The 22,212-nt window shown below is 69.8% G+C and carries 23 protein-coding genes and 1 riboswitch; of the genes, 19 read left to right on the top strand and 4 right to left on the bottom strand.

Features of this window, described 5'->3' with window-relative positions:
* Positions 1 to 4: 4 nt before the first annotated feature.
* The gene (locus ACYVB7_RS13820; protein ID WP_460508641.1) at positions 5 to 370 is read right to left on the bottom strand and encodes a cell division protein ZapA; all 366 of its coding nucleotides are present in this window, start codon (positions 368 to 370) and stop codon (positions 5 to 7) included.
* Complete coding sequence (locus ACYVB7_RS13815; protein ID WP_460508638.1) at positions 367 to 612, bottom strand: DUF904 domain-containing protein; 246 nt, start codon at positions 610 to 612, stop codon at positions 367 to 369. The genes ACYVB7_RS13820 and ACYVB7_RS13815 overlap by 4 nt, the downstream gene beginning before the upstream one ends.
* A gap of 26 nt (positions 613 to 638) precedes the next feature.
* Positions 639 to 921, top strand: a riboswitch (cobalamin riboswitch).
* Between the two features lie 75 nt (positions 922 to 996).
* Between ACYVB7_RS13815 and ACYVB7_RS13810 the strand changes: the two genes are divergently transcribed.
* The 16 genes from ACYVB7_RS13810 to ACYVB7_RS13735 are packed head-to-tail and all read left to right on the top strand — an operon-like array spanning position 997 to position 17,018.
* Positions 997 to 2,886, top strand: a complete 1,890-nt coding sequence (locus ACYVB7_RS13810; protein WP_460508635.1) for a TonB-dependent receptor family protein — start codon at positions 997 to 999, stop codon at positions 2,884 to 2,886.
* Entirely contained in the window at positions 2,886 to 4,283 is a 1,398-nt protein-coding gene (locus tag ACYVB7_RS13805; RefSeq protein WP_460508632.1) for a cobyrinate a,c-diamide synthase, read from the top strand. Before ACYVB7_RS13810 ends, ACYVB7_RS13805 begins: the two co-directional genes overlap by 1 nt.
* Positions 4,280 to 5,140, top strand: a complete 861-nt coding sequence (locus tag ACYVB7_RS13800; protein WP_460508630.1) for a TroA family protein — start codon at positions 4,280 to 4,282, stop codon at positions 5,138 to 5,140. The genes ACYVB7_RS13805 and ACYVB7_RS13800 overlap by 4 nt, the downstream gene beginning before the upstream one ends.
* On the top strand, positions 5,133 to 5,753 hold the full coding sequence (locus ACYVB7_RS13795; RefSeq protein WP_460508628.1) for a bifunctional adenosylcobinamide kinase/adenosylcobinamide-phosphate guanylyltransferase: 621 nt from the start codon (positions 5,133 to 5,135) through the stop codon (positions 5,751 to 5,753). The genes ACYVB7_RS13800 and ACYVB7_RS13795 overlap by 8 nt, the downstream gene beginning before the upstream one ends.
* Complete coding sequence (locus tag ACYVB7_RS13790) at positions 5,750 to 6,733, top strand: ABC transporter substrate-binding protein (protein WP_460508626.1); 984 nt, start codon at positions 5,750 to 5,752, stop codon at positions 6,731 to 6,733. Before ACYVB7_RS13795 ends, ACYVB7_RS13790 begins: the two co-directional genes overlap by 4 nt.
* Positions 6,730 to 7,821, top strand: coding sequence for a FecCD family ABC transporter permease (locus ACYVB7_RS13785; protein ID WP_460508623.1), 1,092 nt, complete (start codon positions 6,730 to 6,732; stop codon positions 7,819 to 7,821). Before ACYVB7_RS13790 ends, ACYVB7_RS13785 begins: the two co-directional genes overlap by 4 nt.
* Positions 7,822 to 7,826: 5 nt before the next feature.
* Entirely contained in the window at positions 7,827 to 8,645 is an 819-nt protein-coding gene (locus ACYVB7_RS13780; RefSeq protein WP_460508620.1) for an ABC transporter ATP-binding protein, read from the top strand.
* Positions 8,646 to 8,668: 23 nt separating this feature from the next.
* Positions 8,669 to 9,238, top strand: a complete 570-nt coding sequence (cobO, locus tag ACYVB7_RS13775) for a cob(I)yrinic acid a,c-diamide adenosyltransferase (RefSeq protein WP_460508618.1) — start codon at positions 8,669 to 8,671, stop codon at positions 9,236 to 9,238.
* 11 nt (positions 9,239 to 9,249) lie between these two features.
* Positions 9,250 to 9,954 carry a nitroreductase family protein gene (gene bluB, locus ACYVB7_RS13770; RefSeq protein ID WP_460508616.1) on the top strand — a complete coding sequence of 235 codons (705 nt, stop codon included), beginning with the start codon at positions 9,250 to 9,252 and terminating at the stop codon, positions 9,952 to 9,954.
* Positions 9,955 to 11,022: a biotin synthase BioB gene (gene bioB / locus ACYVB7_RS13765; protein WP_460508613.1), complete on the top strand. Its 1,068-nt coding sequence runs from the start codon at positions 9,955 to 9,957 to the stop codon at positions 11,020 to 11,022.
* A 33-nt stretch (positions 11,023 to 11,055) separates the two neighbouring features.
* Positions 11,056 to 11,481, top strand: coding sequence for a PIN domain-containing protein (locus ACYVB7_RS13760; RefSeq protein WP_460508611.1), 426 nt, complete (start codon positions 11,056 to 11,058; stop codon positions 11,479 to 11,481).
* The gene (locus tag ACYVB7_RS13755) at positions 11,478 to 11,711 is read left to right on the top strand and encodes a toxin-antitoxin system HicB family antitoxin (RefSeq protein ID WP_460508609.1); all 234 of its coding nucleotides are present in this window, start codon (positions 11,478 to 11,480) and stop codon (positions 11,709 to 11,711) included. Before ACYVB7_RS13760 ends, ACYVB7_RS13755 begins: the two co-directional genes overlap by 4 nt.
* Before the next feature lie 38 nt (positions 11,712 to 11,749).
* Complete coding sequence (gene cbiB / locus ACYVB7_RS13750; protein WP_460508877.1) at positions 11,750 to 12,754, top strand: adenosylcobinamide-phosphate synthase CbiB; 1,005 nt, start codon at positions 11,750 to 11,752, stop codon at positions 12,752 to 12,754.
* Between the two features lies 1 nt (position 12,755).
* On the top strand, positions 12,756 to 13,799 hold the full coding sequence (locus ACYVB7_RS13745) for an aminotransferase class I/II-fold pyridoxal phosphate-dependent enzyme (RefSeq protein ID WP_460508875.1): 1,044 nt from the start codon (positions 12,756 to 12,758) through the stop codon (positions 13,797 to 13,799).
* Positions 13,800 to 13,846: 47 nt separating this feature from the next.
* Positions 13,847 to 15,328, top strand: coding sequence for a cobyric acid synthase (locus ACYVB7_RS13740; protein ID WP_460508873.1), 1,482 nt, complete (start codon positions 13,847 to 13,849; stop codon positions 15,326 to 15,328).
* A 19-nt stretch (positions 15,329 to 15,347) separates the two neighbouring features.
* Positions 15,348 to 17,018 carry a GMC family oxidoreductase gene (locus ACYVB7_RS13735; protein WP_460508606.1) on the top strand — a complete coding sequence of 557 codons (1,671 nt, stop codon included), beginning with the start codon at positions 15,348 to 15,350 and terminating at the stop codon, positions 17,016 to 17,018.
* Here ACYVB7_RS13735 and ACYVB7_RS13730 read toward each other — a convergent pair.
* Together ACYVB7_RS13730 and ACYVB7_RS13725 are read right to left on the bottom strand one after the other, a co-directional pair.
* The gene (locus ACYVB7_RS13730; RefSeq protein WP_460508604.1) at positions 16,997 to 17,932 is read right to left on the bottom strand and encodes a glycosyltransferase family 2 protein; all 936 of its coding nucleotides are present in this window, start codon (positions 17,930 to 17,932) and stop codon (positions 16,997 to 16,999) included. The two genes, ACYVB7_RS13735 and ACYVB7_RS13730, sit on opposite strands and share 22 nt — an antisense overlap.
* Entirely contained in the window at positions 17,929 to 18,903 is a 975-nt protein-coding gene (locus tag ACYVB7_RS13725; RefSeq protein ID WP_460508602.1) for an NAD-dependent epimerase/dehydratase family protein, read from the bottom strand. The genes ACYVB7_RS13730 and ACYVB7_RS13725 overlap by 4 nt, the downstream gene beginning before the upstream one ends.
* A gap of 145 nt (positions 18,904 to 19,048) precedes the next feature.
* Here ACYVB7_RS13725 and ACYVB7_RS13720 point away from each other — a divergent pair, with 145 nt between their 5' ends.
* The 3 genes from ACYVB7_RS13720 to ACYVB7_RS13710 are packed head-to-tail and all read left to right on the top strand — an operon-like array spanning position 19,049 to position 22,206.
* Positions 19,049 to 19,816 (top strand): WecB/TagA/CpsF family glycosyltransferase, encoded by a 768-nt coding sequence (locus ACYVB7_RS13720; protein WP_460508600.1) that lies wholly within the window; start codon positions 19,049 to 19,051, stop codon positions 19,814 to 19,816.
* Complete coding sequence (gene wecB, locus ACYVB7_RS13715; RefSeq protein ID WP_460508598.1) at positions 19,817 to 20,947, top strand: UDP-N-acetyl glucosamine 2-epimerase; 1,131 nt, start codon at positions 19,817 to 19,819, stop codon at positions 20,945 to 20,947. It abuts the gene before it with no gap.
* A complete protein-coding gene (locus ACYVB7_RS13710) occupies positions 20,947 to 22,206 on the top strand; it encodes an MATE family efflux transporter (RefSeq protein WP_460508596.1) in 1,260 nt (419 codons plus the stop codon). Before wecB ends, ACYVB7_RS13710 begins: the two co-directional genes overlap by 1 nt.
* The last annotated feature ends 6 nt before the right edge of the window (positions 22,207 to 22,212 follow it).

Here is a 22,212-nt window from a genome sequence, read left to right as displayed (position 1 = left end):
TGCGTCAGAGCAGCCGTCCGTCGGCATCCATGGCGCGGTCGATGCGGCCGATGAGTTCGGTCATGACCTTTTCCGCGGTGTCACCCAGGTCCACCTGGGGCACGGGCGAGGTGGGGCTTGGGGCCACAACGCGCTGGGCACTGGCCTCGGCCTGGGTCCGAACCTGCTGTTGCAGATCGCTCAACTCGAACGCGAGGTTGAGCGAGGCCAGCACGGCAATGCGGTCGCGGGCCTTGACCTTGCCCGCGTCGCGGATCTTGCACATGGCCGCGTCCACCTTGCTGACGGCCTGCATCATCAGGGCCTCGCCCCCTTCGGGGCAGGACAGCAGGTAGCCCTGGCCCATGATCTGGACTTCGATTTGCTTCATGAAGAGGACGGATCGGATGACGAGGGGCTCACCCCGGTCTCAGAGGCCGCGGTGAGGCGCTCCAGCAGGGTGACGATGCGGGCACGGGCGGCGGCCAGTTTGGAGCGCAGCAGGTCGCGTTCGGCCTGCAGGGAATCGACCTCGGTCCTGAGCAGCTCGTTGGTGCGTTGAAGCTCCTCATGCCGCAGCAGCAACCGGTCGATGCGGTCGGCCAGTTGGGCAAAAGTGTGGGTGTCGGACATGGTGCCGCGATTGTAGGTGCGTCCGCCTAGAATGCCGGGTGTTGGTGCTCGCGGCCTCGTTCAGGGGCGGCAGTTCAACGGGAAGCTGGGGGGCCGAAGGCCGTGCATCACGCACGCGCTGCTCAGGCCTAACCAGCGCTGCCCCCGCAACGGTAAGTGGACGGACCGTGTGCTGGCCTGATGGCTGGCCCCGCTCCCGCTTTCATCCACCGGCCACTGGGTGGGTGTTGTGCCTGACACAGCACCCCCTGGGAAGGCGATGAAGGTTGTTCCACCAGCCCGGATACCGGCCAACAAGGCGGTGGTGCGCCCCAGGCGTGCCGCCATGAAGCCCAAGTACCGTCGGGGAAGGCGGGAAGGGTGTCTTGTGTTGGATTCTTTTCCATGTTGTCTGTCTTGTCGGGGGTGCGCCGCACCCCTTCTTCCGTGGCTGTGCTCAGCCTGTTGACCCGCTGCACCGTGTGCGCGGCTGTGGCCGGGGGCTTGTCCCCGTTGGCGCTGGCTCAATCAGGGGTGTTGGCCCCGGTGGTGGTGACCGCCGCCCGCACCGCCCAGCCGCTGACCGATGTGGTGTCCGACGTCAGCCTGATCGACCGCGACACGCTGGACCGCTTTGCCAACGCCAGCCTGGGCGATGTGCTGTCCACCCTGCCGGGCGTGGAGCTCAGCCGCAACGGCGGCCCCACGGCCACCACCAGCCTGTTTGTGCGCGGGGCCGACACCCGCCACACCGTGCTGCTGATCGACGGTGTGCGGGTGGATTCCCAGTCCACCGGCGGCGCGGCCTGGCAGGCCCTGGCGCTGGAGCACATCGACCACATCGAGGTGCTGCGCGGCCCCGCGGCGGCCATTTATGGCTCTGACGCCATTGGTGGCGTGGTGCAGGTGTTCACCCGCAAGGGGGAGGCGGGCTTCCACCCCAACGTCAGCGTGGGTGTGGGCAGCCACGGCACGCGCAACGCCAGTGCCCAGTTGTCGGGGGCGCAAGGGGCCTGGGACTACGCCCTGGGCCTCACGCGTGAAACCAGCGACGGCTTCAACATCCAGCCCAGCGGCAACCCCGACCGCGATGGCTACCGCAAGACCAACGGCCTGGCCCGCCTGGGCCTGCAAGCCAATGCCGACCACCGCTTCGAAGCCCTGTGGACCAGCAGCGAAGCCAACACCGGCTACGACGCCTATGCCTCCAAGGTGGACGACCGCGCCCTGCAAGACCTGCGCACCCTGGCGCTGTCGTGGCAGGCCCGCTGGTCCGACGTGTGGACCAGCCGGGTCGGTTTCACCCGCGGGCTGGACCGCTACGAAACCACCCCTTCGGCCTATGTGACCGACACCCAGGTGGACACCTGGTTGTGGCACAACCAATGGCAGCAGGGGGGCCACCAGCTCACGGCGGCGCTGGAGCGGCGGCAAGACCGGCTGCTCAACGGCTCCACCACCCCGCAGCTCAACGACCGCAGCCAGAACGCGCTGGCCCTGGGCTATGGCTTCAAGCAGGGTGACCACGCCGTGCAGGCCAACCTGCGCCACGACGACGACAGCGAGTTTGGGCGCCACACCACCGGCAGCCTGGCCTATGCCCTGGCGCTGGCCCCGCACTGGCGGGTGACCGCGTCGGCAGGCACCGCTTTCCGGGCGCCCACGCTGTTCCACCGTTTCAGCATCTACGGCATGCCCAGCCTGCGTCCCGAAGAGTCGCGCAACCTGGAGCTGGCCCTGAAGTACGCCGCGCAGGGCAGCAGCGTGTCGGTCACCGCCTACCGCAACCGGCTGACCAACCTCATCAACTACGTGTCTGGCCCTGGCAGCTGTGCCAACGGCGTGGGGGCCTTCCCCGGCTGTTATGGCAACGTGGGCAAGGCCACGCTGCAAGGCGTGACGCTGGCCGCCGCCACCCGCGTGGCCGCTGGGGTGCCGGGTGGGGTGGGGCTGAACGCTTCGATCGACCTGCAAAACCCGCGCGACGACACCACGGGCCGCACCCTGGCCCGCCGCTCCAAACGTGTGGCCAAGTTGGGGGCCGACCTGCGCGTGGCCGGTTGGACCCTGGGGGCCGAAACCCAATGGCACAGCAGCCGCTTCGACCAGCCCAGCGGCACCGCCCGCCTGGCCGGGTACGGCGTGGTCAACCTGTCGGCCAGCACCCGCCTTGCGCCGCAGTGGACGCTGGTGGCCCGGGTGGACAACCTGGGCGACAAGGCCTACCAGACCGCCCGTGGCTATGCCACCCCGGGCCGGACCGCCTACCTGGGCGTGAGCTGGACGGGCCTGTGATGCGCAGCGCCGCCGTGCTCATGGTCGCCGCCCCGGCGTCGGGTCAGGGCAAGACCACCGTCACCGCGGCGTTGGCGCGGCTGCACGCCCGCGCCGGGCGACGGGTGCGGGTGTTCAAGTGTGGCCCCGACTTTTTGGACCCCTACTGGCACCGCCTGGCCAGCGGGGCTCCGGTGCACCAGATCGACCTGTGGATGACCGGCGAAGCCGACATCCGCCAGCGCCTGCACGCCGCCACACAAGAGGCCGACCTGGTGCTGCTGGAGGGCGTCATGGGCCTGTACGACGGCGACCCCAGTGCCGCCGAACTGGCCCGCCGCTTTGGCGTGCCCGTGCTGGCGGTGGTGGACGCCTCGTCCATGGCGCAGACCTTCGGGGCCCTGGCCCACGGCCTGCGCCACTACCAGGCGGCCAGCCACGGCCCGCTGCCCTGGGCCGGGGTGCTGGCCAACCGCGTGGGCAGCGAGCGCCATGCCGACATGCTGCAACAGGCGGTGGCCCCCGAAGACTGGCTGGGCGCCCTCATGCGCAGCACCGAACTGGCCTTGCCCGAACGCCACCTGGGCCTGGTGGCCGCCCACGAACTGCCCGACGCCCTGGCCCGCCTGGACGCCGCCGCCGACCGCCTGCTGTCCACCCCGCTGGGGCGCATGAGCCCGGCGGAACTGGCCCAGCGTTTTCCCCATGGGGTGGGTATCAAAACAGGAGCTGCTTGCGCTTTTTCTGAAAGCGCTGGAGGCCAATTTGATGCAGAAAACCAGCCCCTGGCCGGGCGCACCGTGGCCGTGGCCCGCGACGCGGCGCTGTGCTTCATCTACGACGCCAACCTGGACACCCTGCGCCAGCTGGGGGCCGAGTTGGCCTTCTTCTCGCCGCTGGCCGACGCCGCGCTGCCCCCGTGCGACGCGGTGTGGCTGCCCGGCGGCTACCCCGAGTTGCACGCCGCCACCCTGTCGGCCAACCACGCGCTGCGCGACGCCCTGCGGACCCATGCGGCGCAGGGCAAACCCGTGTGGGCCGAGTGCGGCGGCATGATGCTGCTGTTCGATACCCTGGTGGACAAAGCCGGCGTCAGCCATGCCATGTGGGGCCTGCTGCCCGGCACCGTGCGCCTGCAGGCCCGGTTGGCCGCCTTGGGGCCGCAGCAACTGGCCCTGGGCGCTGGCAGCCTGCGCGGCCACACCTTCCACTGGTCGCTGGCCGACACGCCACTGCCCGCCGTCACCCGCACCCAGCCGCCGGGCCGCACACCCCAGCCCGTGGCCGATGGCGGCACCGGCGAGGCCCTGTACGTGCATGGCGCGGTGCGTGCCAGCTACTTCCACGCCTGGATGCCGTCGGCCACCGCCGCCGCCGCCGCGCTGCTGAGCCCCCAACCCCTGGAGCTGCCCGCATGAACGCCGCCGCCATGCCCAGCGCCCCGCAGCCCGGCAGCCGCGGCCCGCAACGCATCGTCTGCCTCACCGAGGAAACCACCGAATGGCTCTACCGCCTGGGGCGGCAGGACCGCATCGTGGGCATCAGCGGCTACACCGTGCGCCCCCGTCAGGCGCGGGAGGAAAAGCCCAAGGTCAGCGCCTTCCTGAGCGCCAAGATCGACAAGATCCTGGCGCTGGAGCCCGACTGCGTGCTGGGCTTCTCTGACCTGCAGGCCGACGTGGCCGCCCAGCTCATCCGTGCCGGGGTGCAGGTCACGGTGTACAACCAGCGCAGCGTGGCGCAGATCCTGGACATGCTGTTTCAGGTGGCCTCGCTGGTGGACGCGCAGGACGAAGGCCAGCGCCAGATCGACGCCATCCGCGCCGACCTGCACCGCATCCAGCAGGCCGCCGCGGCACGTGAGGCGGCAGGCCATCGCCGCCCGCGTGTGTACTTCGAGGAGTGGGACGACCCCGCCATCAGCGGCATCCGCTGGGTGTCCGAGCTGATCGGGCTGGCCGGGGGCGACGACATCTTCCCCGAGCTGGCCACGCAGCCGCTGGGCAAACACCGCATCGTGGCCGACTCGCTGGAGATCGTGCGTCGCCAGCCCGACATGGTGGTGGGCAGTTGGTGCGGCAAGAAGTTCCGCCCCGAAAAAGTGGCCGCCCGGCCCGGCTGGGCCGACGTGCCCGCCGTGCGCCATGGCGAGCTGCACGAAATCAAGTCCGCCGACATCCTGCAACCCGGCCCCGCCGCGCTGACCGACGGCGTGGCCCAACTGGCGGCCTTCATCCAGGCGTGGAGCGAACGTTGGGGAGGGGGCCATGGCTGAGGTCGAACTGATCCTGGGCGGCCAGAAAAGCGGCAAGTCCCGCCGCGCCGAGGCGCTGGCCGCCCGCTGGCTGGCCGCGGGCACGCCCGCCGCGCCCCGCCAGGCCACGCTGCTGGCCACCGCCGAAGCCTGGGACGACGAGATGCGCCAGCGCATTGCCCGCCACCAGGCCGACCGCCGCGAGCGCGTGCCCGGCCTGGTCACGCAAGAATTTGCCCCCGGCACCGTGCCCGACCTGGGCGAGGCCATTGCCCGCCTGTCGGCACCGAACCACCTGCTGGTGGTGGACTGCCTCACGCTGTGGTTGACCCGGGCGCTGATGCCCATGGAGGTGCCCATGGAGGCTGAAAATTCAATGCAAAAAATGCCTCTGGCGCTTGATGTAAAAGCGCAAACAGCTCACTTTTTGGAAGCATTGCGCCAGGCCCCCGGCCCGGTGGTGCTGGTGGGCAACGAAATCGGGCTGGGCGTGATCCCGCTGGGGCGCGAGGTGCGGGCCTTTGTGGACGCGCTGGGCCTGCTCAACCAACAGGTGGCCGAGGTGGCGCAGCGCGTGGTGCTGATGGTGGCGGGCCAGCCGCTGGTGGTGAAACCTGCGGGAGGTCGGCCATGAGCCCGCGCTTGAGCACGGCCTTGCTGGGCGTGGCGTTGGCGTGGAGCGGGGTGTCCGCGCCGGCCCATGCGGCGTCGGCCCCCGCCGCATCGTCTGCGCCCGTTCAGGTCACCGACGACCGTGGCCACACCCTGACGCTGCCCGCGCCGCCGCAGCGCGTGGTCAGCCTGTTGCCTTCGCTCACCGAAACCGTGTGTGAACTGGGCCAATGTGCCCGGTTGGTGGGGGTGGACCGGTATTCCAACTTTCCCGCCGCGGTGCAGCGCCTGCCGCAACTGGGCGGCGGGCTGGACCCCAACATCGAAGCCGTGGTGGCGCGTCGGCCCGACCTGGTGCTGGTGTCCGCCTCGTCCCGCGCCGCCGACCGGCTGGAGGCCCTGGGCCTGAAGGTGGTGGTGCTGGAGCCCAAAAGCCATGCCGACGTGCAGCGCGTGCTGCTGAAGGTGGCGCAGGCGCTGGGCCTGCCCCAGCCCGAGGCCGAGGCGCAGCGCATCTGGCGCTACATCGACGCCGGGGTGCAGGCCGCCACCCAGTCCATCCGCCCCGAGCGGCGGGGGCAGCGGGTGTACTTCGAGGTCAACCGCGCACCCTATGCCGCCGGGCCCACGTCGTTCATCGGCGAGACGCTGGCGCGGCTGGGCGCACGCAACATCATCCCGGCGGCGCAGGGGCCGTTTCCCAAGATCAACCCCGAGTTTGTGGTGCGCGCCAACCCCGACGTCATCATGGTGGGTGCCCGCAATTTCGACGGCATGACCGAGCGCCCGGGCTGGGGCCAGATCAAGGCCCTGCGCACCACGCAGCGGCGCGAGCAGGGCGGTCTGTGCGTGTTTTCGCTGGACGAGTCCGACGTGCTGGTGCGCCCCGGCCCGCGCATGCCCGAGGCGGCCCGGCTGATGGCCGATTGCCTCAACGGCCAACGCCCCGTGGTGCCGCCCGGTGTGGACACCGTGGGTCCCTTCCCCCGGGGGGGCATGTGAGCCACGCCAGCTTGCACACCGCCGCCGTGCCCCACGACTGGCAGCGCCAGCGCCGCCGCGCCTGGGTGCTGGGCGCGGGCCTGCTGCTGCTGTGCGCCGTGCTGGCCGTGGTGGGCCTGAGCGTGGGCAGCACTGGCTGGACGCCGGTGTGGTCGCTGCTGGCGGGTGCCGAGGAGGGCACCGACTTGGCCGACGCCGCGCTGAACGCCCAAATCGTGTGGGACATCCGCGCCCCGCGCACCCTGGGGGCGTTTGCCGCCGGGGCCTTGCTGGGGCTGGCCGGGGCGGTGGCCCAGGGCCTGTTCCGCAACCCGCTGGCCGATCCGTTCTTGCTGGGCAGCGCCTCAGGCGCCACGCTGGGCGTGGCAACGGCCTTGGCGGTCATGGGCGGGCTCACCCCCGGCCTGCACGCCGCCAGCAGCCTGGGCGCGGGTGGCTGGGCCGTGCGCCTGGGGCTCACCGGCGCGGCGTTTGCCGGGTCGGTGGGGGCGGTGCTGCTCACGCTGGCGCTGGCGCGTGGGGTGCAGCACACCCTGCGCCTGCTGCTGGCCGGGGTGGTGGTGGGCGTGGTGCTGGGGGCCATCAGCTCGCTGGTCACGCTGCTGGCCCCGGACATCCTGCAGGCCATGCAGGGCTTCATGCTGGGCAGCACGGGGTTTGTGGGCTGGACCTCGGTGGGCGTCATGGCCGCCGTGGGCCTGCCGTGCCTGGGTGCGGCGCTGACGCTGTCGCGCCTGCTCGACGGCCTCAGCCTGGGCGAAACCACCGCCGCCAGCCTGGGCCTGCCGCTGGCCCCGCTGCGGGCCGCGCTGGTGGCCGTGCTGGCCCTGGCCACCGGCACCGCCGTGGCCCAGACGGGGCTGATTGCCTTTGTGGGCCTGGCCGCGCCGCACCTGGTGCGCTCGGCGGTGCGCTGCACCCACGGGGCCTTGCTGCTGCTGGCCAGCCTGATGGGTGGCACCCTGCTGCTGCTGGCCGACACGCTGGCCCGCTGGGTGCTGGCCCCGCAGGAACTGCCGGTGGGCGTGCTGACCGCCGTGCTGGGCGGTGGCTACCTGCTGTGGCTGATGCACAGGCGGGTGGGGTGATGGCGATGGCGATGAACACCTTGGCGCTGAAAGCCCGCAACCTGCACGCCCACCTGGGCCATGGCCGCCATGCCCAGCCCGTGCTGCACGGCGTGAGCGTGGACGTGCCCGCCGGGCAGTGGCTGTCCATCGTGGGCCCCAACGGCGCGGGCAAGTCCACCCTGCTGCGCTGCCTGGGCGGCCTGTTGCCGTGCAGCGGCAGCATCGAACTGCTGGGCCGCCCCTTGGCCCAATGGCCTGCCCGCGACCGGGCCCGCACCCTGGCCTGGCTGGGGCAGGGCGGGGCGGCGGCCAGTGCCGGGGGCGGGCTGGACGCGGGGGCCGACGACCTCACCGCCTACGACATTGCCCTGCTGGGCCGCCTGCCGCACCACGGCTGGTGGAGCCCGCCCGGCCCCGCCGACCATGCCGCCGTGGAGCGGGCCTTGAAGCGCACCCAGGCCTGGGACTGGGCCTGCAAACCGCTGGGCCAGCTGTCGGGCGGCGAGCGCCAGCGCGTGCTGCTGGCGCGTGCCCTGGCGGTCGAGGCCCAGGTGCTGCTGATGGACGAACCCCTCACCAACCTCGACCCGCCGCACCAGGCCGACTGGCTGCGCCTGGTGCGCGAGCTGGTGGCCCAGGGCCACACGGTGGTGAGCGTGCTGCACGAGCTGACGCAGGCCCTGGCCGCCGACCAGGTGCTGGTGTTGCAGGCGGGCCGGGCGGTGGCCCAAGGCGCACCCGGCAGCCCGGTGGTGCACGACGCACTGCACCAGGTTTTTGAGCATCAAATTGGCATCCACCGCTTTCAGGACCAGTGGGTTGCGCTACCCAAATTGAAGTAACCCCTTGCCCCCACCCACCCACCATGCAGATTGAAACCCCACCCACCGCCAAACCCTACGACAAGCCCGAGGGCGAGCGCCGCGGCATCGTCATCGTCAACACCGGCGACGGCAAGGGCAAAAGCACCGCCGCCTTCGGGCTGGCGCTGCGCGCCCATGGCCGGGGCAAGGCGGTGCAGGTCTACCAGTTCATGAAGGTGCCCAGCGCCCGCTTTGGCGAGCACCGCATGTTCGAACAACTGGGCATCCCCATCGTGGGGCTGGGCGACGGCTTCAGCTGGAAAAGCCAGGACCTGGAGCATTCCGCGCAACTCGCCCGCGACGGCTGGGAAACCGCCAAGGCCAGCATCCTGAGCGGCGAGCAGTTTCTGGTGGTGCTGGACGAAATCACCTACCCGCTGATCTACGGCTGGCTGCCGCTGGACGACGTGCTGCACACCCTGCGCACCCGCCCCAGCCACGTGCACGTGTGCCTGACCGGGCGGCGCTGCCCGCCCGAAATCATCTCCCTGGCCGACACCGTGACCGAGATGACGCTGGTGAAACACGCCTTCCAGGCCGGGGTGCCGGCGCAGCGGGGCATTGAAGATTGAGCGCCACGGCCATGGACGCCCCGGCCTCCGACCCCACTTTCGCCCACGCCGAGCAACGCGGGGTGTACCGCGCCATTTTCGAGCGGCGCGACATGCGCCATTTCAGCGGTGGGCAGGTGGCACCCGAGGTGCTGCGCCGCCTGCTGGACGCCGCCCACCACGCGCCCAGCGTGGGCTTCATGCAGCCCTGGCGCTTCATCCGCGTGACCGATCCCGCCCTGCGCCAGCGCCTGCACGGCCTGGTGGACGAGGAGCGCAGCCGCACCGCCCACGCGCTGGGCGAGCGCGGCCAGGCCTTCATGCGCCTGAAGGTGGAAGGGCTGCTGGACGCCGCCGAACTGCTGGTGGTGGCCTTGGCCGATGGCCGCGAGCAGCATGTGTTCGGGCGTCGCACCTTGCCGCAGATGGACCTGGCGTCCGCCGCCTGCGCCATCCAGAACCTGTGGCTGGCCGCCCGGGCCGAGGGCCTGGGCATGGGCTGGGTGTCGCTGTTCGACCCCCAGGCCGTGGCCGCCGAACTGAACCTGCCCCCGGGTGCCGAGCCCATCGCCCTGCTGTGCCTGGGGCCCGTGCACCGTTTTTATGATCAGCCCATGCTGCAAGCCGAACGTTGGGCACAGCGTCAGCCGCTGGCTGAGCTGGTGTTCGACAACCGCTGGCACCAGCCCAGCGACCTGTTTGCCCCGCAGCATCCCGACAATGAAGGAGACCTTTGAATGACGACCCTGGCCACCCCAGACCACACCACCACCGAGCAACCCGTGCGCCTGCACCGGCCGCTGTCCACCACGGACACTGCTGCCCCTCGCGGGGTTGGCACTGCGGCCCCCGCCGACGGCCCCTGGTCGGTGCAAGCCGTGGCCGAGCTGTTCGAACTTCCTTTTTCTGAGCTGCTGTTCCGCGCCCAGACCGTGCACCGCCAGCACTTCGACCCCACCGAGGTGGAGCTGGCCACGCTGCTGTCGGTCAAGACCGGCGGCTGCCCCGAAGACTGTGGCTACTGCCCGCAGTCGGCCCACCACCCCACGGGCGTGGCGGCCACCAAGATGATGACGCCCGAGGCTGTGCGCGAAGCCGTGCTGGGCGCCAAGGCCGCGGGGGCCACCCGTTTCTGCATGGGCGCGGCCTGGCGTGCGCCCAAAGACCGCGACATCGACGCCGTGGCCGAGCTGGTGCGCGTGGTCAAGCAAGAAGGCCTGGAAGCCTGCGCCACGCTGGGCATGCTGGAGCCCCACCACGCCCAGGCCCTGCAACAGGCGGGGCTGGACTACTACAACCACAACCTGGACACCGCGCCCGATTTCTACGGCGACGTGATCACCACCCGCGACTACCAAGACCGCCTGGACACCCTGGCCCACGTGCGCCAGGTGGGCGTGAAGGTGTGCAGCGGCGGCATCGTGGGCATGGGCGAAAGCCGCCTGCAGCGTGCTGGGCTGATCGCGCAGCTGGCCAACCTCAGCCCGCACCCCGAGTCGGTGCCCATCAACCACCTGGTGAAGGTACCCGGCACCCCCCTGGCCGACCAGCCTGACCTGGACCCGCTGGAGTTCGTGCGCACCATCGCCGTGGCCCGCATCACCATGCCCACGGCGCGGGTGCGCCTGTCGGCCGGTCGGCGGCAGATGAGCGACGAAACCCAGGCCCTGTGTTTCGCCGCCGGGGCCAACTCCATCTTCTACGGCGACAAGCTGCTCATCACCGGCAACCCCGACGTGGACGCCGACCGCGCCCTGCTGGCTCGTCTGGGGATGAAGGCCGTGGGTTTGCAAGGGCGGGGGTGAGGTACTTAAAATAGTGGTTATACCCGTGAAACCATGAAGATTGTTCTGGACACCTCCGTGCTGGTGGCTGCGGCGCGTTCCCGCTTGGGGGCCAGCTTTGCCTTGGTGGCGTCGGTGCCCAGTCCGTTGTTTCAGCTGTGCGTGTCGGTCGGCATTTACACCGAGTGGCAATCGGTGATGACGCGCACCGAGCACCTGCCGCCTGGTGCCAGCCCGGAGCTGGCGCTGGGTTTTGTGCGCTACCTGGCCAGTCAGGCGCATTTGCAGGACATCCACTACCTGTGGCGGCCCTTTCTGCGTGATCCCGATGACGACATGGTGTTGGAGTGTGCGGTGGCCGGGGGCTGCCCGTACATCGTGACGCACAACGTCAAAGACTTCAAAGGTTCCGAACAGCTGGGCGTGAGCGCCATCACCCCCAGTCGGTTTTTGCACATCCTCAAGGAGTTGAAACCATGACGGCCCTGACCATCAGGCTTCCCAATTCGGTGCACGAGAGCATCAAGCAACTGGCCCGCAAGGACGGCATTTCCGTCAACCAGTTCATCGCCAGCGCGGCGGCAGAAAAGATGGCCGCATTTCAAACCGTGGAGCACCTGCGGCGTGAAGCCGCGTTGGCCAAACGCGAAGACTTTGAGCGCTATCTGTCCCTGGTTCCGAACCTTCCCCCTGCCGAGGGCGACCAGTAACCGTGGATTTCCACGCCGTTGTTCTGCCCGCCGCGGTGATGGTGGCGCTGGCCGTGGATCGCCTGTGGGGCGAACCCCCGGCCCGCCTCCACCCGGTGGTGTGGATGGGCCGGGCGCTGGGCTGGGCGGGCGAGCGCATCGCTCCGCGGCCCGCGGTGGCCCCGGCGGGTTTTGACGCTCGGGCCTGGGGCCTGGGCCTGTGCGCCTGGTGGGGCCTGGCCTTGTTGTGCGTGGCCGTGGCCTGGGCCTTGCAAGAGGCGAGTGGGGCGGGCGGGGCGCTGGTGGCGCGGGTGGCCGAGGGCTTGGGCCTGGCCCCCCACCATGGGGCCTGGGTGTCGGCCCTGCTGCAGGCCCTGGCACTGGGGGTGCTGCTCAAACCGCTGCTGGCCCACCGCATGTTGGTGGACGAGGTGAGGGCGGTGGAGGCCGCCTTGCAGCGCAGCCTGCCCGAAGGGCGCGCCCGCCTGGCCTGGCTGGTCAGCCGCGACGTGAGCGCCCTCACGCCCGAGCAGGTGCGCGAAAGCGCCATCGAAAGCCTGGCTGAAAACCTCAACGACTCGGTGGTGGCCCCGCTGTTCTGGTTTGTGCTGGGCGGCTTGCCCGCCGCCGCCGTGTTTCGTCTGGCCAACACCGCCGACGCCATGTGGGGCTACCCCGGCGAACGCGGGGGCCGGGTGTGGACCTGGGCCGGCCAGTGGGCCGCCCGGGCCGACGACGTGCTGGGCTGGGTGCCCGCCCGGCTGACCGCGCTGTTGCTGTGGCCCGTGGTGTTGAACCCCGGCGGGGGCTTTGCCCATGCCCGCCGCCTGTGGGCCGAGGCGCGGCGCACCCCGTCACCCAACAGCGGCTGGCCCATGGCCGCCATGGCCTTGCGCCTGGGTGTGCGCCTGGGCAAACCCGGCGTGTACACCCTGAACGCACCCGCCGCCGCACCCATGGCCAGCCAGGTGCAACAGGCGGTGGATGTTGCAAAAAAAATGACTCTAGCGCTTTTTATGTTTGCGTTGGCAGCTATGTTTTTGGGAGTGATGGTTGTTGACTGAAGTGTCTCTTGGCCCGGTGGGGCCGGTTCCCGAACACGGCGGCCCCGATGCGCAGGGCGTGCCGTTGCACGACTTTTCCACCAACAGCAACGCCGCAGGTCCGTGCCCGCAGGCGCTGGCCGCGGTTCAGCAGGCCGATGCCTCCACCTACCCCGACCCCGCCTACACCATGCTGCGCCAGCAATTGGCCGCACTGCATGGCGTGGCCCCCGATCGCGTGGTGCTGGCCACCAGCGCCAGCGAGGCAATGTTCCGCCTGGCGGCCACGGCCCGCCGATGCCACCCGGACCCAAGCGGCGAGTTGCTCACCTGGATGCCCGACGCCCACTACGCCGATGTGGCCCGGGCTTGCACCGCCTGGGGCCTGGTGCGCACCCCGCAGCCCGAGCAGGCCGCCGTGTTGTGGGCCTGCGAACCCGCCACGCCCAGCGGGGCGGCCCACGCCAGGCTGGCCGAGCAGGTGCAAGGGCTCAAGCCCACACAAACCCTGGTGCTGGACTGCGCCTACACCCCCTTGCGGCTCAGTGGCCAAGCGTCGCTGGACCCGCAGGCCCTGGCGCGGGTGTGGCAGCTATGGTCTCCCAACAAGGCCCTGGGCCTGACGGGCGTGCGCGGTGCCTACCTGCTGGCCCCGGCGCAGGCCACGCCACAGCGCCAAACCTGGTTGGCGGCGCTGGCGGCGCTGGCCCCGTCCTGGCCCCTGGGCGCACACGCCGTGGCCCTGCTGGACGCCTGGTGCCGCCCCGAGGTGCAGGCCTGGGTCCACACCAGCCTGGGCCAGCTCACCGAATGGAAGCGCACGCAGCTGGCCGCCCTGCATGCCCGCGGCTGGATCACGGTGCCCAGCGACGCCAACTTCCTGCTGGCCCGCCCGCCCGAAGCCTGGTTGCAGCGCCACCCCCTGGCCAACCTGCTGGCCCACTGGCGCACGGCCCACGGCGTCAAGCTGCGTGACGCCACCTCCTTCGGCCACCCCGGTTGGGTGCGCGTGGGCGTGCGCCCGCCCACCACGCCCTGCATTTGGGAAACCCTGTCATGCCCCTGAACCCACCCGCCACGTCCCCTTCCTCCCCCGCCTTGGCGCGTTGCGTCATGGTGCTGGGCACCACCAGCGGGGCAGGCAAAAGCTGGCTCACCACCGCGCTGTGCCGGTGGTATGCCAACCAGGGCTTCAAGGTCGCGCCCTTCAAGGCCCAGAACATGAGCAACAACGCCCGCGTGGTGCCCGCCCCCGGTGGCCGCATGGGCGAAATCGGCAGTGCGCAGTACTTTCAGGCCCTGGCCGCCCGGGCCGAGCCCGAGGTGCGCATGAACCCGCTGCTGCTCAAGCCCGAGGCCGACACCCGCAGCCAGGTGGTGCTGATGGGCGAGGTGGACCGTGAGCTGACCGAAGCCCCCTGGCGGGGCCGCAGCGAACGGGTGTGGCCCCACATTGCCGCCGCGCTGGACGCCCTGCGTGCCGAAAACGATGTGGTGGTGATCGAAGGCGCGGGTTCGCCCGCCGAAATCAACCTGTACGACAGCGACGTGGTCAACATGCGCGTGGCACGCCACTGCGGCGCGGCCTGCCTGCTGGTGACCGACATCGACCGCGGCGGTGCCTTTGCCCACCTGTACGGCACCTGGGCGCTGCTGCCCGAGGCCGACCGGGCGCTGTTCAAAGGCTTTGTGCTCAACCGCTTCCGCGGCGATGCCAGCCTGCTGGCCCCGGCCCCGCAGATGCTGCAAGACCTGACCGGCGTGCCCACGGTGGCCACCATCCCCATGCTGCGCCACCACGGCCTGCCAGAGGAAGACGGTGTTTTTGATGACCGCACCTCAGCCGCAGGGGCTGTTCGCCTGACGGTGGCGGTGGTGGCCTACCCGCGCATCAGCAACTTGGACGAGTTCCAGCCGCTGAAGAACGCCCCCGGCGTGCGCCTGGTGTGGGCCCGCACCCCGGCGGAGCTGGCGGGGGCCGACTGGGTCATCCTGCCCGGCAGCAAAGCCACGCTGGCCGACCTGGCCTGGCTGCGCCAGCAGGGGCTGGACGCGGCGGTGGCCGACCATGCCCGCCGGGGTGGGGCGGTGCTGGGCATTTGCGGCGGGCTGCAAATGCTGGGTGAAGCCGTGGTGGACCCCGAAGGTGTGGAAGGCCTGGGCGGTGACGCCCCCGGCCTGGGCCTGCTGCCCCTGGTCACCGCCTTTGGCCCGCACAAGACGGTGTGTCGCAGCCAGGGCCGTTTCAGCGGGGTGCAGCCCGGTCCCTGGCAGGCCCTGAACGGGGTGGGTGTGGGCGGTTACGAAATCCACCACGGCCAGACGTTGGAACACCCGGCCATGGCCGCCAAAGGCGACCGGTTGCACACGGTGTTGACCGCCGCCGACGGCCAGGCCCTGGGCTGGCAATCCACCGCCGCCGGGCATGGTGGTCGGGTGCTGGGGGTGTACGTGCACGGGCTGCTGGAAGACCCGGCGGTGCTGCACGCGCTGCTGGGCGTGCCGCAGGCCGGGCTGGAGCCGGTGTTCGAGCGGCTGGCCGAGGTGGTGACGCAGCACTTTGACACCGCCTGGCTGCGCCAGTGGGCCCGCTGAACGGGTTGACAATGGCAGCATGCTGCACGACTTTCAACACGCCAACGACTTCCTGAAGGCCACGACCTTCGACGTGATCATTGTGGGCAGTGGCATGGCCGGGTTGGCCCTGGCCACCGCCCTGGACGGATCGGGTTTGCAGGTGTTGTTGGTGGACGGCGGCGGCTGGGACGAACAGCCCGCGCTGCAGGGCCTGTACGAGGGCTCGGTGCAGGGGCAACACCCCCAGGCCTGGGAGTTCCGGCGCCAGCGTTTTGGTGGTACCAGTCATTTGTGGGGCGGGCGTTGTGTGCCCATGGACCCGCTGGACCTGGACGTGCGCCCGCAGGTGCCGCACAGCGGCTGGCCCATGCCCTGGTCGGCGTTGGAGCCGTTTTACGAGCCCGCATGCCAGTGGCTGGACGCGGGCACGGCGGATTTTTCCGTGCAGTCCCTGCGCCAGCCGCGCCCCTTGCTGCAAGGCCTGGCGGCGGCGGACGGGGTGCTGATGGAACGCATCGAACGCTACAGCCTGCCCACGGACGTGGGCCGCGCCCACCGGCAACGGGTGCTGGAGTCCCGCACGCTGCATGTGCTGCTGCATGCGCGGGCCACCCACCTGGTGCTGGAAGGCGACGCCCCGCACGAGCGGGTGGCGGGGGTGGAGGTGACCCATGTGAAGGACCGGGCCAAGCTCACGCTGAGCGGGCGGCAGGTGGTGCTGGCCGGTGGCGGCATTGAAGCCACGCGCCTGCTGTTGGCGGTGCAGCGGCGTCGAGCCTCGTGGCAGCGGTTTGATGGCGGGCTGGGCAAGTTCTACACCTGCCATTTCGACGCCATCGTGGGCGAATTGCGCACCGGCAAGGTCAGGCCCCCATTTGCCTTCGAACGCACCACCGACGGGGTGTACGCCCGGCGCAAGTTGCAGTTCACCGCGGCGCACCAGGCGCGGCACGGCTTGCTGAACGGCACCTTCCGGCTGCACTTTCCCGCCTATGCCGACGCCCGCCACGGCAGCGGGGTGCTGTCCACCATCTTTTTCCTCAAAAGCATCCTGCCGGGTGAACACCAGCGCCTGCTCAACCACGGGCGGCAGGTGGCGTCGCCACAGACCGACTGGTTCGGCCACGCCCGCAACGTGCTGCTGGGCCTGCCTGACATCGCCCGCTTTGGCTTTGATTGGACGGTTCGCAACAAGCTGGCGCACCGCAAGCTGCCCTACACCCTGGTGCCCAACCGCAACGGGAGCTACCCCATCGAGTTCAATGGCGAGCAGATTCCCGACGCGGGCAATGCCATTGGGTTGCTGGAGCAGGTGGATGCGCTGGGCATGCCGCGGGTGGACATCCGCTGGCGGATCACGCCGCAGGACGTGGACTCGGCCCTGGAAGGGTTTCGCAGCCTGGCAGCGGTGCTGAAGACGCACACCCAGGCCGAGCTGGTGCTGGACCTGGCCCACCTGCGCGAGGCGCTGCAAGCCTCGCCTGCGGTGGGCGGGCACCACATGGGCACCACACGCATGGGACACGACACCGACCCCACCAGCGTGGTGGATGCCCACCTCAAGGTGCACGGCGTGGCCAACCTGAGCGTGTGCGCCGCGTCGTGCATGCCCACCAGTGGGCACGCCAACCCCACGTTGACGGTGGTGGCGCTGGCCTTTCGCCTGGCCCAGCACCTCAAAAGCACTCAGTTCGCGGCGTATTCCTGATACCGAACGCCCCGAAAGGCGCTGAGCTTGCCCTGGTTGGCCTTGGCGCGGATCAGCCAATGGGCTGCGCGGTGGCGGCCCATGGGCAGGGTCAGCAGGGCCAGCACCAGGGCCGACACCAGCTTGGCGCAGGCGTTGGCGGCCAGCTTCAGGCGTTGGCGGCGGTCCATGGGGCCATAGGCGCCGGTGAGGGCCTTGCGCGCATATTCCTGGCCCCCGCTGTAGGCGCGTTGCAGCAGCCAGTCAAACCGCAGGCGGGCGGGTTCCACGGGTTCGGTCACGCAGGCGTTGTCGTCCCAGATCACCGTGCACCCCTGGCGGATGAAGCGCAGCAGCATGTCGGCGTCTTCACCCGTGGACAGTTGGAACGCCGGGTCGAACGGGCCGGGCAGGGTGCGCACGGGCTCGGCGCGCAACAGCGCGTTGCCAAAGCGCAGCTGGTTGAGGGGCACGGTCTGCCCCGTGGCCAGGCGCGGGAAGCTGTAGAAGTCGCCCTTGCGGATCCACTCGGGTGCGTGTTCGGGCACCTGCGGCACCACGGGGGCCAGCACCGCTTCGGCCTGGAACTGCCGGGCGGTGTCGTACAGGCGTTGCAGCCAGTCGGCGGGGGCGCGTTCGTCGTCGTCGATGAAGGCCAGCCAGTCGCCGTCGGCCAGGGCCACGGTGCGGTTGCGGGTGAGGCTGATGTTGCGTTCGAACTGGGTGTCGTACACCACGTCGAGGGGGGCGCCCACGGCGTCGAGTTCGGCCTTGAAGGCGTGCACGGCGGGTTCGCCGCTGCGATCGGCGTCGTTGTCCACCACCACGATCTGGGTGGGTCTGAGGGTCTGTCGGGCCAGGTCACGCAGCACCAGCCCCAGGCGCTGGGGACGGCGGTAGGTGGCAAGGCAGACGCTGATGCGGGGAAAGTTCATGGATTCCAAGGGTGAAGGGGTTGCCAGCCCAGCCCCTCCAGGGCCAGGCGGCTGTCGTAGTGGACCTGGGTGAAACGGGCGCACAGCCAGCGCGGGCGCAGCAGCCCGGGCAGTGGCAGGCGGTGTCCGCTCAGGTGGTCCAGGCCCTGGGCCAGTTGGGCCAGCGTCTGGTGCAACGCCCACGGCAAGCGCACACAGGTGGGCGCATCGGGGCGTTGTTGCAGCCAGGCCAGCAGCTCTGTGGCCCTGGGGGCCGGGGGGGGGACGATGTTGAACACCTGCAAGGCAGGTGTTGGGGGTTGTTGCAGCCGGTTCAAGGCGCACACGATGGACAAGGCCACGTCGGCCACATGCACCAGGGGGACTTCCGCGTGTGGGCTCAAGGGGCCCATCAGCAGCCAGCGCCCGCCGGGCAGGGCCCGCCCCAGGCTGAAGGGCCAAGGGCAGGGGGTGGCGTGGAAGATGCCGGGGCGCAGCACCACCACAGGCGAACCGGTGTGGGCAAACTGCCGGAACAGGCCATCCTGGGCCAGTTTGCAGCGGGTGTACACGTCGCGTTCCTGGGGCCGGGCTTCCAAGGGCGATTGTTCGTTGAGGCTGCTGCCGGGGGGCAGGGCGGCGTAGTCGTACACCGACAGCGAGCTGATGCCCACCAGCCGGGACACGCCCGCGTTTCGCATGGCCAGCAGCACCACCTCGGTGCCGGTGACCGTGGCCTGGTGCTGGGTTGCTTCGTCGCCGGTCAGCGCCGCCGCGGCGTGCACCACGGCCTGGGCCCCGCGCAGGGCCTGCGAGACCGAGGCCACGTCCAGCGGGTTGATCGCGTGGTGGGTGACGCCCGGTGGGGCTGGGGGCAGCGTGCGGCCCGGCAAGTGGCGGTGCAGCAGCCGTACCCGGTGCCCGGCCTGCAGCAGCGCGGGGACCAGGGCGTGTCCCAATTGCCCGGTGGCTCCGGTGAGTGCGATGTCCATGGGGGCGATGTGAAGGGCGGGCCGGGGTTCAAACGGTGGGCTGTGGAGTGGGGGACACAAGTCACGGCAAAGTGTGACCAAACCCGCGGGATTGGCCACGCCGTGCAGCGCCAATCACGGGGCGTCAGCATAAACTACCCCGTCCATGAGCCAGCCCATCCCCTCCACCGCCAAAGTGCCATTGTTCAATGGGGTGTTCGACGCCGTCACCCTGTCGCAATGTGTCGATCAGTTGTTTTCGGACATGGATCACGGTCGGCGTGGCTGGTTGGCCACGGTGAACGTCGCCATCCTGATGATGATGCGCGAAAGCCCCCGGCTCCAATCCTTTGTGGACCGTGCCACCTGGACGGTGGCCGATGGGCAACCCCTGGTGTGGGCCAGTCGCTGGTTCCGTCGCCCGTTGCCCGAGCGGGTCACGGGGGTCGATCTGGTCGAATGCCTGTGTGAACGGGCTGTGCAGCGGCACGAAACCATTTATTGCCTGGGGGCCACCCAGGACGTGGTGCAGGGCATGATGGCGCGCCTGCGCGAGCGCCACCCGGGGTTGAGCATCACCGGGGCCGACGGCTATTTCAAGTCCGACGAGGCAGCGGCCCGTGCCCAGGCGGTGGCGGCCAGCGGCGCCAAGATGTTGCTGGTGGGCATGGGGGTGCCGCGCCAGGAGCAATTCATCGAAGAACAATGGCCTGTGCTGAACGTCAACCTGGCGGTGGGCGTGGGTGGCAGCTTTGACGTGCTGGCGGGTTTGCGCCAGCGGGCGCCGCTGTGGATGCAGAAGGTGGGGCTGGAATGGGTGTTCCGGCTCATCCAGGAGCCCGGGCGGCTGTGGAAACGCTACATGGTGACCGGCATGCAGTTTGGTGCGCTGGTGTTGCGGGCGCTGCTGCTGCCTTCGTACAGGAACCGTTGAATGAACACAACACAACCCGGGGGCCAGCCCCTGCGTCTGGCCGTGGTGCTGGGCACGCGCCCCGAGGCGGTCAAACTTGCTCCCCTGGTGCTGGCCGCCCAGGCCCGCCCCGACCTGTTCGAGGTGGATGTGATCAGCACCGGTCAGCACCGCGAAATGCTGGCCAGCATGCTGGCGTGGTTTGGCATCGAGCCTGCAGTGTCGCTCAACATCATGCGTGAGAACCAGGACCTGGCCCACATCACCATGGCCAGCCTGGACGGCATCAACCAGCGGCTCAAGACCCACCGCCCCGACTGGGTGGTGGTGCAAGGCGACACCACCACCACGTTTGTGGGCGCGTTGGCGGCCTTCTACCACCAGATTCCGGTGGCCCACGTCGAGGCGGGGCTGCGCACCCACGACCTGTACAGCCCCTTCCCCGAAGAGGCCAATCGAGTGATGACGGGGCACCTGTCGTCCATGCACTTTCCCCCCACCGAAGGGGCCCGCGCCAACCTGCTGCGTGAAGGCATTGCAGACGGCCGCATCCTGGTCACCGGCAACACCGGCATCGACGCCCTGCTGTGGACCCGTCACAAGCTGATGGCGACCCAGGCGCACGAGCGTCCCCGAGGGCGGCAAATCCTGGTCACGGCCCACCGACGCGAGAACCACGGCGACCCCATGCGCCAGCTGTGTGCCGCCATCCTGGGCATCCTGGAGCGGTTCGACGACGTGACCGTGCATTTCCCCGTGCACCTCAGCCCCAAGGTGCGTGAGGTGGTCATGCCCGCGCTGTCGGGCCATCCACGGGTGAAGCTGACCGAGCCGCTGGACTACCCGGACTTTGTGGCCGCCATGATGGACTCGCACCTGATCCTGACCGATTCAGGCGGTGTGCAGGAAGAGGCCCCCTCGCTCGGCATGCCCGTGCTGGTCATGCGCGAAAGCACCGAGCGCCCCGAAGCCGTGCAGGCCGGCACGGCCAAGCTGGTGGGCGCATCGCAAGAGCGCATCCTGCACGAGGCGTCGCTGCTGCTGTCCGATTCCGCCGAATACGCCCGCATGGCCCAGGCCATCAACCCCTATGGGGATGGCCAGGCAGCCCCCCGGGTGCTGGATGCCCTGCGGCGCGCCTCCGGTCGCTGATGATCAAACGCTCGCTCATCTCCGCGGTGGATCAGGGCATGCTCAGTGCCTTGAACTTTGCGGTGGGCCTGACGCTGATGGGCACGGTCAGCAAGCAGGAGTACGGGCTGTATGTGCAGCTGTTTGCCGCGGGGGTGCTGCTGTGCGGTGGCATCGACGCGTTGGTGACCAATGCCGTGGCCAACACCATGTCCCGGGGCCATGGCGAGCGGGTGGCGGTGTTGCTGGGGCAAGCCCAGTCGGTGGCGCGGCGCTTGGCCCTGGTGTTGGGTCTGGTGGCTTCGTTGGTGGTGGCCGCGCTGTTGGTTCTGACCGACCACCCCTTGGGGCATTCCATGGGGCTGTCGGCGGCCTTTGCCGCCTATGTGTTCAGCCTGATGGTGCGGGACTTCAAACGCTCCAGCTTTCACCTGCAGCAACGACCTGAACGGGTGTTTCAGCTGGATGGGCTGTTTGGCCTGTTGACCCTGGCGGGAGGGGCAGCCCTGCGGTGGTGGGGGGCGCTGGATGTGGTCACGGCGCTGGGGGTGCTGGCTGGAGCCAATGCCTTGGCCGTGTGGGTCACCCCGCGCGCGGTGGATGACGCCGGTCCCACCACGGGGCAACGGCTGTGGTCTTGGCTGGAGGGGTATTGGGCCATCACCCGATGGGCGTTGCCGGGACTGGCCACGGGCTGGGTGGGAAACAACGCGTTCCTGTACATCACGGGTTTGGCCCTGGGGTTGGCGGCCACCGCCGAACTGAATGCCTCGCGGCTGTTGTTGATGCCGGTGACGCTGGTGACCGTGGCCTGGCAGCAAATGAGCCGTGCGGACATTGCCCACCTGGTTCAGGCCGGGGAACCCCGGGCCTTGCGGTGGTACTTGAACAAGTCGCTGGGCCTGATGGCCGTGGTCATCACCGTGTACGTCTCGGTGCTGGCCGTTTCCATCGATGGGGTGTTGGCCTTGGGCCCCTTCCAAAAATACCACTTGGCGCGTGAGCTGCTGGTCTGGTGGACGTGTTATGCGGCCATGTACGCGGTGAAGTTCGTGGGCACCTGTGCCCTGGTGGGCATGGAGGCTTACAAGCCGTTGCTGACCATGAGCGTGGCGTCCATGTCGTTGCAGCTGATGCTGCTGGCCTGGGTTCCGGCCCAGCATGGTGCGGCGTCGGTGGTGTGGTGCATGATGGCCTCGGAGCTGCTGGAACTGACCACCGTGTGGGGCTTTCTCCTGCCCAAGGTGCTCAAGGCCCGCATGGGCCGTCGTCAGCCTTGAGGCGTC

The organism is Hydrogenophaga soli (genome assembly GCF_054777695.1).
Note: the sequence above shows the minus strand (reverse complement) of the source record. Positions and strands in the feature narration are given on the sequence as shown.